This window comes from Muricauda sp. MAR_2010_75, assembly GCF_000745185.1.
GTDB lineage: Bacteria > Bacteroidota > Bacteroidia > Flavobacteriales > Flavobacteriaceae > Flagellimonas.
Genome location: NZ_JQNJ01000001.1, coordinates 1,954,594 through 1,964,883 on the forward strand (window position 1 = coordinate 1,954,594; position 10,290 = coordinate 1,964,883).

General features: G+C 39.1%; 12 protein-coding genes. 7 read left to right on the forward strand and 5 right to left on the reverse strand.

Annotation, left to right across the window (positions count from 1 at the left end; all coding sequences use genetic code 11):
• Nucleotides 1–146 precede the first annotated feature (146 nt).
• The 7 genes from FG28_RS08710 (at nucleotide 147) to FG28_RS08740 (ending at nucleotide 4,756) form a co-directional block, all read left to right on the forward strand.
• Nucleotides 147–686, forward strand: a complete 540-nt coding sequence (locus tag FG28_RS08710) for an RNA polymerase sigma factor (protein ID WP_036386358.1) — start codon at nucleotides 147–149, stop codon at nucleotides 684–686.
• Complete coding sequence (locus FG28_RS08715) at nucleotides 683–1,228, forward strand: hypothetical protein (RefSeq protein WP_036381997.1); 546 nt, start codon at nucleotides 683–685, stop codon at nucleotides 1,226–1,228. The genes FG28_RS08710 and FG28_RS08715 overlap by 4 nt, the downstream gene beginning before the upstream one ends.
• The gene (locus FG28_RS08720) at nucleotides 1,209–2,297 is read left to right on the forward strand and encodes a hypothetical protein (protein ID WP_036381999.1); all 1,089 of its coding nucleotides are present in this window, start codon (nucleotides 1,209–1,211) and stop codon (nucleotides 2,295–2,297) included. The genes FG28_RS08715 and FG28_RS08720 overlap by 20 nt, the downstream gene beginning before the upstream one ends.
• An 88-nt stretch (nucleotides 2,298–2,385) precedes the next feature.
• On the forward strand, nucleotides 2,386–3,045 hold the full coding sequence (locus FG28_RS08725; RefSeq protein ID WP_156102239.1) for a hypothetical protein: 660 nt from the start codon (nucleotides 2,386–2,388) through the stop codon (nucleotides 3,043–3,045).
• Nucleotides 3,035–3,214 carry a hypothetical protein gene (locus tag FG28_RS08730; protein ID WP_036382005.1) on the forward strand — a complete coding sequence of 60 codons (180 nt, stop codon included), beginning with the start codon at nucleotides 3,035–3,037 and terminating at the stop codon, nucleotides 3,212–3,214. Before FG28_RS08725 ends, FG28_RS08730 begins: the two co-directional genes overlap by 11 nt.
• Before the next feature lie 29 nt (nucleotides 3,215–3,243).
• Complete coding sequence (locus tag FG28_RS08735; RefSeq protein ID WP_036382008.1) at nucleotides 3,244–4,077, forward strand: GIN domain-containing protein; 834 nt, start codon at nucleotides 3,244–3,246, stop codon at nucleotides 4,075–4,077.
• Nucleotides 4,078–4,159: 82 nt separating this feature from the next.
• Nucleotides 4,160–4,756, forward strand: coding sequence for a bifunctional precorrin-2 dehydrogenase/sirohydrochlorin ferrochelatase (locus tag FG28_RS08740; protein WP_036382012.1), 597 nt, complete (start codon nucleotides 4,160–4,162; stop codon nucleotides 4,754–4,756).
• Between the two features lie 24 nt (nucleotides 4,757–4,780).
• Here the strand turns inward: FG28_RS08740 and FG28_RS08745 are convergent, their stop codons facing one another.
• From FG28_RS08745 to FG28_RS08775, 5 genes are all read right to left on the reverse strand, one after another.
• The gene (locus FG28_RS08745) at nucleotides 4,781–5,533 is read right to left on the reverse strand and encodes a LytTR family DNA-binding domain-containing protein (RefSeq protein WP_036382015.1); all 753 of its coding nucleotides are present in this window, start codon (nucleotides 5,531–5,533) and stop codon (nucleotides 4,781–4,783) included.
• Nucleotides 5,534–6,673: 1,140 nt separating this feature from the next.
• Nucleotides 6,674–7,342 carry a hypothetical protein gene (locus FG28_RS08755; protein WP_036382020.1) on the reverse strand — a complete coding sequence of 223 codons (669 nt, stop codon included), beginning with the start codon at nucleotides 7,340–7,342 and terminating at the stop codon, nucleotides 6,674–6,676.
• Between the two features lie 300 nt (nucleotides 7,343–7,642).
• Nucleotides 7,643–8,035 carry a hypothetical protein gene (locus FG28_RS08760; protein WP_036382022.1) on the reverse strand — a complete coding sequence of 131 codons (393 nt, stop codon included), beginning with the start codon at nucleotides 8,033–8,035 and terminating at the stop codon, nucleotides 7,643–7,645.
• A gap of 271 nt (nucleotides 8,036–8,306) precedes the next feature.
• On the reverse strand, nucleotides 8,307–9,317 hold the full coding sequence (locus FG28_RS08770) for a dienelactone hydrolase family protein (protein WP_036382028.1): 1,011 nt from the start codon (nucleotides 9,315–9,317) through the stop codon (nucleotides 8,307–8,309).
• Between the two features lie 23 nt (nucleotides 9,318–9,340).
• The gene (locus FG28_RS08775; protein ID WP_036382032.1) at nucleotides 9,341–10,285 is read right to left on the reverse strand and encodes a type IX secretion system membrane protein PorP/SprF; all 945 of its coding nucleotides are present in this window, start codon (nucleotides 10,283–10,285) and stop codon (nucleotides 9,341–9,343) included.
• Nucleotides 10,286–10,290 lie beyond the last annotated feature (5 nt).

The following is a 10,290-nucleotide window of genomic DNA, read 5'->3' on the forward strand; positions in this document are numbered from 1 at the left end:
CTTATGCAGGCAAGCCTTCAACCGTAGTTGAAGGTTTTTTTTTGAAAAAAATTCAGCATGGTGCAACCTTTTCATTTTTAGTTTGTCATTGAGATAGAATGAAATAGGATTATTTTTAGCCGTATTTGAATAACCGTCCGGAATTTTTGGAAGCAAACGTACGTTTTACGCACCAAGCTTTGGTGGAGCAGAGTAAAGAGGGGAACCGCAACGCACAATACCAGTTGTATGGATTGTATGTGGATGCCATGTTCAATGTTGCCATGCGTTTGTTGACCATTCGGGAGGATGCGGAGGACATTATCCAAGAGAGTTTTGTAGAGGCTTTTAAAAAATTGGATTCCTTCAGGTTTGAGAGCACGTTTGGGGCTTGGTTGAAACGGATTGTGATCAACAAGAGCATCAATCACCTAAAAACAAAACGTTTGCTGTTCTCTTCCATGGAAAATGAAGGAGAGTTTTTGGAAGAAGAAAAGGAAGCAGAACCTGACCAATTTGAAATTGAAAAGATAAAAGTTGGTCTAGCACAACTTCCGGAAGGATACCGACAGATCATCACGCTCTACTTGATTGAAGGGTACGATCATGTAGAAATCGGAGAAATTATGGGAATTACCACCTCCACCTCAAAATCGCAATATCATCGTGCTAAAAAGAAACTCATTCAAATTGTAAATGAACTATGATGGACAATTTTGAAAAACATATTAGGGAAAACAAACAGGCCTTTGATGTTCACAAAGTGGACAAGGACAAATTGTGGCAAGGAATCGCTTCCCAACTGGATGAGAAACCGGAACCTAAGGTAATTGTGCTTTGGAAATCTAGAAAGCTATGGGCCGCAGCTTCCATTGTTTTGCTATTGGGGCTATCTGTGATGACATTTTTCACCTTGAACAATCCCATCCAGAAAATGGATGCCTATGCCAATGAGGAGCTCTTGGAAATAGACATGCACTACCAGCATTTGGTATATCAACAGGTACAATTGGTGAAAAACCATCCCAAATTATCGGCTGATGACAAAGAAGAGTTTCTGTCTTTTATGGACGAACTGGATAGGGAATATCAACAACTAAAATTGGAAATGCGAAATAACTTGGACAATGAGCGGGTTTTGGAGGCCATTGTGGCAAATTATAAAAAGCGCATTGAACTGATTGAAAATTTATTGAGACAGATCAATGCGTCCAAAAAAGAAATGGATTATGAAGGGTACATTTTATAAAAACACATGGGCGACAGTGGGTCTGTTGCTGTGTACTTTGACGGTCTTTGCTCAAAGTGAGCGGAGCAAGCGATGGGACAAGACTTATGATCTTTCTCCTACGGGCAAGGTCCATATAGAAAACAAGTATGGGAATGTGACCATTAATGGATGGGAAAGAAACCAAGTAAAGGTTTCCATCTCAATTGAAGTGAACCACAGGAAGGATGAAAGCGCTGAGAAATTGTTGGATCGGATTCAACCCAAAGCTGTTCAAGCGGGTAATTTCATCCAGTTTATTTCGGAAATCAAGGACCGCGATGCCAATATTTTTGCGAAATATTTTAGCAAGGCCAATCCGTTTGATTTTGACAAGTCCAACGTACAGATTGATTATGAGGTGTACCTACCCGTCAATGCCGAGCTCAACATCACCAATAAGTTTGGGGACATCATCATAGATTCCTGGAAGGGGGATTTGGAAACCGATGTACAACATGGTGATATCTACATTAATGGAAACATCTCAACGGCTAAAGTGGACATGCGTTTTGGAAAGTTCCATGCCCGAAATCTGGGCTATGGAAACATAAAGATGGACAACGGAACCATAGATGTGGAAAGTGCCCAAAAGTTGAAAATAATAAGTAGTGGCAGTGATATTCGGTTAGGGGCAATTTCAGACTTGGAACTCTACTCCAGTAAGGATGAGGTAGAACTGGAGTCGATTGATGCATTACGCGGCGATTTTAAATTCTCGAATGCGGACATTGCCAGTGTAACAAATGAGTTGTTCCTCACACTAAGGATAGCGGAGGTGGACATTCAAAAGATAGTGAAACCCGACGCAGACATCAATATTGTGCAGGAATCCTCTGAAATCAATATAAATATTACAGGCTTGGCATTTGATTTTAAGGCCACTTTGGAACAAGGACTTTTGCGGGTTCCAAAGACCTTTGCCAACATCAACACCCATGTTACCAATGAAGGGAGCAAAATCAGGGATATTACGGCCAAGTATGGAACGGGTAATCGGGGGAGTTTTTCCATCAATGGAATCAAAGGGGTGATTGTGCTGACGGATTGATTTTTTATAAAAAATCAGAAAAAAATTAATTCCAGTGCAACCCTTTCAAATTTTGAATGTCTTTAGAATGAAAATCAAAAAACGAAAAATGATACAACTCAAACCTTTACTTCCGCTATTGTTATTTGGGTGTTTGGCGTGGGGCCAGCAAACACAGGACAATACGGATTACATTGAATTTAATGACCGTAAGAATGTAGTGCACGGTGTATACTTGGGCCTTACCACATATTACGGGGAAATGAGGGGCAAATCTACCTATTTAGGAGGCCTCAAAGTAGCCTACGTGGCCAACCGACAGTTCGAGGTTGGTTTTTCCGGGGTTTTTCTGTACTCCGAACAAGACAATCCAAGAACGCTAAATGAGGACTTGATTGGGGGCTACGGAGGAATACATTTGGAGCCCATTCTTTTTAGCAAGTCAACAGTTAACCTTTCTTTTCCCTTATTGATCGGAGCAGGGGGAGTGGGTTATTTGGCCAATAACTTTGACGATCCAGTGGACGATCCCAATGAGGATGATATTTATGCCGTTTTTGTGGCAGAACCCGGGGTGAGTTTACTTTTCAACATATCCAGATATTTGCAACTGGAAGCAGGCGTAAAATACCGCTTTTCAAGCAGGCTGGAATTGGAAGATAGTCCGTTGCGAAACATTAATGGGTTTTCGGGTGGAATTGGGCTAAAAGTAGGTGTGTTCAACATGGGAAGGAATCGGTATAAAAAACATTTGAACAATGGCCTTTAAATCAAAAAACGAACAGTCAATCAATAAAGGAATCCTGGCCAGTCATGTCTTCACCCAAAATGGGACCGTATTTTTAAGAAGTGCCGAAGCCGTGGAAATGGACGAATGGTCTGCCATTAATTTTCATTGGATGCCCGTATTGCAATTGGAACGGGAATTGGGTTCCTAACAATTATTTTACATCAAAAAACGAATAGCATGAAAACTTTTAAACATGCCTTTGTCGCCTTGGCGATGGGGTTAGTGGCAACTTCATGTGTACAGGAAACGGTTTGGGTTTCCGAGGAAGTATCCACAAGAAACTACGATTTTGAAAATATTACCGCACTACAGGTAGCAACGGATTTTAATGCCTATGTCACTTTTTCGGAAACGGAGGAGCGCGTGGAAATTAAGGCCAATGACAATCTTTTCAACAGAATGGATGTGTACATGGAAGGAAACAAATTGGTCGTGAAGTTGGAAAACAACATAAGGGTCAAGGGTAGGGAGACCTTGAACCTTTACATCACCACAAGCAATATTTCATGGTTCAAGGCGTCTTCGGATGCCGCGATATTCTTGGAAAGCCCACTTCATTCGAGCAGTGTTTATATTGACTTGAGTTCTGATGGGCACTTTATAGGGGATATTGTGGCTGATGATTTTGAACTTCGGGCAGAGTCGGATAGTGACGCGGAACTCTATCTAGAAACTACAAATGCGTACTTTGATCTATCGTCAAGTGCTTATCTGGATGGCGAAGCTACTATTGAAAATGCCATAGTTCGACTTTCCGCTGATGCTACAATGGATTTAGTAGGTGATGTAGATCACATGGATACTGCATTATCCTCGGATGCCGAGTTGAAAGGATATGGGCTACATGTAAATGACCTTGAGGTTGAACTCTCCTCCGATGCTGAGGCCTATTTAACGGTTTTTGAGACTATTGATGTAGTTGCGAGTTCAGATGGTAGGCTGTACTATAAAGGTGATGCCCAAATAGTGCGGCAGGTTTTATCCAGTGGGGGTAAGGTCATTAAAAAGTAAAGGCATCGTTTTAATGATTCCTTAAAGAATGGGATAGCTTGCCTGAAAACCAATACCTTTGAAGGAGCAAAAGCAAAATTCCATGGAAAAGAATGAGCTCTATCCGATTTTTTTAAAGGTATCCAATTTGAATGTGCTCATTGTTGGCGGAGGCAATGTAGGTTTGGAAAAGTTGACCTTTTTGCTGAAATCCAGCCCCAATGCCCAAGTACAAATGGTGGCCCCTGAGTTTCTGCCGGAAACCTTGGCGTTGGCCCAAAAGCACTCCGCCGAAATCACGTATGCTGAATATCAAGAAAGCTTTTTAAAGGGGAAGCATATTGTAGTAGCCTGCACGGACAAGGTGGAGGTTAATGAGCAAGTATACCATGATTGTCGTGAACGTAGTATTTTAGTAAACGTTGCTGATAATCCTCCGTACTGTGATTTTTACATGGGTGGAATTGTGACCAAGGGAAATGTAAAAGTAGCCATATCCACAAATGGAAAATCACCGACCACAGCCAAGCGACTCCGACAGTTTTTTGAGGATGTTCTTCCGGAGAATATAGATGATTTGGTGAAAAACCTAAATACCTATCGGGATACACTCAAAGGCAATTTTGAAGAAAAGGTGGAAGCCTTGAATGAATTTACAAAAGGGCTACTGGATTCAAAATCCAAAAAAGACGAGCAATAGACCTATTTTTTTGAATTGGAAATTTTACAAACGTTTCATGGCATAGATAAGGTCGTCTTTTTTTCTTGGAGAAATGCTTACATGCATATCATTGCTCATGATGATATACCCACCATCTGACTTTATGTATTTTTTTACTTCGTTCAGGTTGATCAGATAGCTGTTGTGCACTCGCATAAATTGTTGATCGGCCAATAGATTTTCATATTCTTTTAAGTGCTTGCTCACCAGCAATGTGCTATTGTTCTTGAGAACAAAACAGGTATAGGAACCATCGGCTTTGCAAAGGATAATGTCTTCAATGGCAATAAATTCCATCCCGGCGGTGGTGGCAAGACAGATTTTTTCCTGTTTGTTGGTCCCGCTGGACAGACTTTGCATAAGCGTATCTATCTGTTGGCGATAGACGTTGGTGTCCATTCGGGTTCTGGCTTTTTCAACGGCATCTTGTAATTCATCCAGATCTACAGGTTTTAATAGATAGTCCAAAGAACTGAACTTTATGGCTTTAATGGCATATTTTTCAAAGGCTGTTGTAAATATGATTTCAAAACTGGGCTCCTTTATTTGCTCCAGAACATCGAACCCTAAGCCGGGCTGCAATTCAATATCCAGAAAAACAACGTCTGGGCTATAAATGGAAAGTACTTTAACAGCTTCTTTTACAGAACTGGCGGTGGCAATTACTTTGACATCTTGACAAAACTCTTCAAGCATGGACCGTAGAGTTTCCCTACTATGCTTTTCGTCTTCTATGATTACTACTTTCAAAATCATGTGGTTGTTTTTTGATGGGTTATTAATTTTGTGGTAATTCTCATTTCAAGTGATTTTTCGGTTGACACCAAATTTGGTGTCATCCTTGTATTTCCTTTGGGCCATTGTTGGTCGGATAAACATTGTAAGCTTTGTAGGGGGGTTGTTTATTGTATGCATCCCAACACTGTATGCATCAACATTACAAATGTTATACTTCATACCTGCTCCAAGCGGCATCATATAAGTTAAATCCAAAAAAAGGATAATGACTCCTAAAACCATTTCACGCAACAATGAAGTATTTTTCTTATAAAATTTGAAAGAATAGTATTTTTTTATATTTTTAGACTAAGAGAAATATTCCTGTCTTCTTATATTGGCATCTGTACTTTGTCCTCATTGCTGAAAAAAGCAATCAGATTAAGTTATGGAAATTTTTCCATTTGCGGTCAATTAATAGTCTTTCCAAAAGATTTTCAGTAGTTACTTATAGGGTCGTTACCGGTAATAATTAAATTGTTTTACTGGAATAAATCATTCTATGTAAGTCAAATACAGACATGATTGGTATAGGCTGCATGACTTGGCATTATCTAACAGCAATTGGTGTCCTGTAGGGATTTGGGGGAGGGAAGGGTGCGTTATGCCTTAGAAATACTGGATTAATTTGGATAAATTATGGAGAGGTTGTCATGATATAGAGGTTTTTGATTGAAATGAACATTATTAAAATAGATATAACTCACCACTTTCTTTTCTTAATATTACCGTGCGCAGCATAACCCCATACTAGCTATCAGCGTTACTAAAAAGATACTCATGGTGAGTTGTTTTTTGCAGTGTGGATGTGCAAGTTTGATTTGATCCAAAAGAAAAGTATAGATGTTGGGCTGCACTATCTTCATCGCCAGAACTGAAGATAATGACATGGTTGTCTGTGTGCAGCCCTATAGTTTTTTTTCGTTTTGACTTCATTTATGCACTTTATTTTGAATAAAACTACTTGGGTTCGTCTTAACTTATTGGGGTAAGTTGACGTAAATGGGTTTTGGGTTTATAAATTGCCTTTATGGGTTTATGGAAATTTTATAAAAAGTGAGACCCTTTTCAGGAATCCCACTTTTTACGTACATGAACACTAAAATTTCAACAAGTAGGTTAAGCGGTGGAACATAACTTTTGATCTTGAGATTCCAGCGAAGGCACTTTAACTTTTTGTTCTTTCCTTTTGGGCATTGGGGCTACAAAATGTCCCTTAAAGTCTATTGCTGCTATATTGCTGAAATACCCTAGAATATCTTCATAATCATTGATGTTGATACCTGCCTTTATAAGACCTTTATGTATGGGAGATTTGTTTGGTTTTGCTCCCCAGTCACCATAAATCCTTTTATCCCGTGATTTTATGATAAGTATTTTCAGTTTGCTCAGATGCCAGGCTGGAATGTAAAAGTTGGAAACCCCATCACTAAGAGATTTGAATGTGACATATACTTTTCCAACATTTTTATACACGCTTGCGGAATACCCTAAAATGCCATTATTAAATGGAAGTTTTAGGCAGGTATCTTCGGACTCTAAATAAAAAAGAATTGGATTATTGTATAGTACCTCCTCTGTAATTTGTGGAACATCAATTGTAAACGACCAACCTGGTAGCTGGTGCGTTATATCAAAGGATAACAGTTCTACAGTATTGCACGGCAATGGCCCGGAATGCGCACTATCATTTTCCGTTGCGGAAGATGATCTATTAAAAAGATAAATGGGGTATCCTATAATTATTGCTGCACAAACCAACGTCCATATAATCGTAAACAGTTGCATAATTCTTTTTTTATTTGGAAACTTTGGGAACGTTTAAACCTAGCAACAAGTAACAAATTGTAGGACGATATTTGGTCAAGGAATGGATGGATGGGCATTCTCAATTGACAAATAATTTCCATGCGATAAAGTGCGTGTTTTTATAGATTAAGTGCACATATTGGTAATTTTTATTCTAATCCAAGCCATTTTAGGATTCAGGATATCCCCATTTAAAATCAACTGGCTTGTTGTTTACCTTTTAAGTATTGAGCACGTAAAAAACAGGCCAATCCAACTAGTTGTAGATATATTTGATTTTCATGTTTCTATATCTGAATTTTCATCTGAATGTTCCAATTGCCCAACAACGTTCATCACATCATAATTGGCAATTTTTCTTGAACTGTAGTTCCTTTTTATATGGTTTAAATAAGTGTGTATCTCCAAAGTATAGTAGTTCTCAAGTTCAAATATGGAATTGGGGTCATCGGTAATTTCAGAGTTTTTCTCTGTTTTATGTTTGCCAAATGACCTAGCATTGTAAACAATCTTGTAGTGGTTTTTTTCTTTATCCATCCATTCAATGGTAACCTCTATAAAATCGTCCATTCGCTCCCTTAACCGGTATGTTGCCTTTTTAGGGATATTTCCTTGTTCGTATTCAGATTTTACTAAATCCAAAATCCATTTTTCAAGAAAGCTTTCTCTCATTTCAATTATTGTTTAGGTATTCTGATTCTATCCCTTAATGGGACTTATACTTTTTTTGTTTTGAGGATGAAGGTTTTGAGTTCCCAAACTGCATTAAAGAATGACCTAGATGTTTTTAAGGACATTAACTTTCTCATGGACAGTTTTGGCGCTTTGGGCCTTGTGGTTCTTGGGAACTTTTGTAGAAGGTTGATGTGTATTGTTCCTTATGGGGCAATAGGAAACAATGCTAGATATTGTCCATGAAATTTTTTTGATTATTTGATAGAGGTCAGTTCATGTTCAATAAATCTTTCAACCAATTGATGGTACGTTGCCTCGCTAGGTCACTTTCAGGAATGTCATCATAATCAAAGCCATGTGATGCACCTTCATAATATTCCATTTGAACGGGAGCACCTTTTTCTTTGAGGATGTCTATAAGGCACAATGTATTTTCTGTGAGAACGTCATTAGCAGGTATCTGGTAGAGCATTGGAGCATACGGGTAAAAGACATTTCCTTCCATGGCCTCGGAACCACAAGGGTGTTTTCCCCAGTAGTTAAACCCTACGGAACCTCCATAATAAAATACGCCCCCGGCAAAACCTACTTCAGGTTTGGGTTGGGGAGGCAATATTCCGTCTGAAGCATCATACTCATTACCATCTTCACTTTGGGTCCACTCAAAATCTTTTGGAACTTTATCTAAATCGATCAAAGTGGAGGCTACGGCTGTAGCTCCATCAGAAAACCCTAAAAGGGCAATGTCCTCTTTTCGAACAACGGCACTCCCATCCTCATATTTTAAGTTTTTCAACAGGGTAAGAGCGGCATTGGCATCCCTAGGCCTTATAAATTGGGCACTGATACGAATGTTATCTGGGAGTTCCCTCCATTTTTCCGTTCTCGTGGTCACTCCTCTTCCGGTGTAGCTGTCCACAAATGCCCCAACAATACAGTTTTGGGCTAGAATATTTTGCCATTCTGTAAATTGGCCAGACATAACTTTGCTATCTGGATTGTTCTGGTACCATAGACCATAAGATCCATGCATGACCACTACGGCAGGATGGCTCTCATGGTTACAACCCTCTGGAATTGAGAGATAAACAGGGACTTTCATGTTGTTTACCACAATAGTTACAATGGTATCTGTGGTGGAGGCGGTAATTTCAACTTCTCCGACTTCAGTAACCAATGGGAAAACATCCCTATCATTACTACAGGAAGAGAAAAAGATTAGAATACCAAAAAAAGCAAGTAGGTTAAGTTTTTTGGATGTTTTTGGGTTTTGTTTCATAGTAGAATAGTTTTTTTAATTGTTTAATAAGTACAAGTGCAGTTTGAAATGCCTTGGAAAAGATCTATGCCTAAGGTTATTACGTGGGTGCCTTTTGAATACCCCAATAGTTCGTTCATGATTACCTGATACGAATAGCCAAAGTAAAAATCTCCTTTTTTTAGCCCTATAATGGGAGCCACATAAAGAGGGGATCCGAGTTGATCATTTAAAAACCGATAGGTAAATCCAGCATAGTAATAGTCAACAAAATCATACCATTTGAATTTGGTGTTAACATCGGTCACAGAACGCTGGTCATTTTCAAAATACTGGAAGAATATTGAAGGTTCAATCTCAAAATCGGCCCTTCTGCTCCTTCGATAGGTATATCCGGAATATAGATAGTAATTCCGTAGCGTATTGGGTTCAAAAACCGGGTTGAACTTTTCGATGTCCTTATTTAAGATATTTGAAGCATTGAGGCTCAAATAAAAACCTCCCTTTCTATATAAGGTGCCAATATCAAAATTTGGATTGCTCGAAGACCGATCGTTTATAATGCCCGAATCGCCATTGGGGTCAAAGTTTTCAATATCTATTCTAAACTGGTTGAGGTTAAAAGATAGGGCAAAGGAGAAATAATGATCATCATATTTATTAATGGTTAGGTGATGTGCAAATGAGACTTTTCCACCACGTTGTTTAGTTTCACCATTGGAGTCATTGTATATTACCATTCCAATCCCGGACCTGTTTCCCAATCGTACATCTGCTGACAAGGATTGGGTGTCAGGAGCATCCTTGATACCCACCCACTGGGTAACCCCGTTCATTCTCACCTTTACATAGTTTCCTATTCCAGCAAAGGATGGGGACATTAAAAATGGGTTGTCAGACAAGTATTGTGACAATTGGGGTATGGTCAATTCCTGTCCTTTCACAAGGAATAAATTCATACATATCAAGAAAACAACAACTCTCTTCATTTATC

Excerpts from the sequence above, each read along its gene's own strand:
- FG28_RS08715 (WP_036381997.1), top strand. The coding sequence starts at position 683 with ATGATGGACAATTTTGAAAAACATATTAGGGAAAACAAACAGGCCTTT.
- FG28_RS08720 (WP_036381999.1), top strand. The coding sequence starts at position 1,209 with ATGAAGGGTACATTTTATAAAAACACATGGGCGACAGTGGGTCTGTTG.
- FG28_RS08725 (WP_156102239.1), top strand. The coding sequence starts at position 2,386 with ATGATACAACTCAAACCTTTACTTCCGCTATTGTTATTTGGGTGTTTG.
- FG28_RS08730 (WP_036382005.1), top strand. The coding sequence starts at position 3,035 with ATGGCCTTTAAATCAAAAAACGAACAGTCAATCAATAAAGGAATCCTG.
- FG28_RS08735 (WP_036382008.1), top strand. The coding sequence starts at position 3,244 with ATGAAAACTTTTAAACATGCCTTTGTCGCCTTGGCGATGGGGTTAGTG.
- FG28_RS08740 (WP_036382012.1), top strand. The coding sequence starts at position 4,160 with ATGGAAAAGAATGAGCTCTATCCGATTTTTTTAAAGGTATCCAATTTG.
- FG28_RS08745 (WP_036382015.1), bottom strand. The coding sequence starts at position 5,533 with ATGATTTTGAAAGTAGTAATCATAGAAGACGAAAAGCATAGTAGGGAA.
- FG28_RS08755 (WP_036382020.1), bottom strand. The coding sequence starts at position 7,342 with ATGCAACTGTTTACGATTATATGGACGTTGGTTTGTGCAGCAATAATT.
- FG28_RS08760 (WP_036382022.1), bottom strand. The coding sequence starts at position 8,035 with ATGAGAGAAAGCTTTCTTGAAAAATGGATTTTGGATTTAGTAAAATCT.
- FG28_RS08770 (WP_036382028.1), bottom strand. The coding sequence starts at position 9,317 with ATGAAACAAAACCCAAAAACATCCAAAAAACTTAACCTACTTGCTTTT.
- FG28_RS08775 (WP_036382032.1), bottom strand. The coding sequence starts at position 10,285 with ATGAAGAGAGTTGTTGTTTTCTTGATATGTATGAATTTATTCCTTGTG.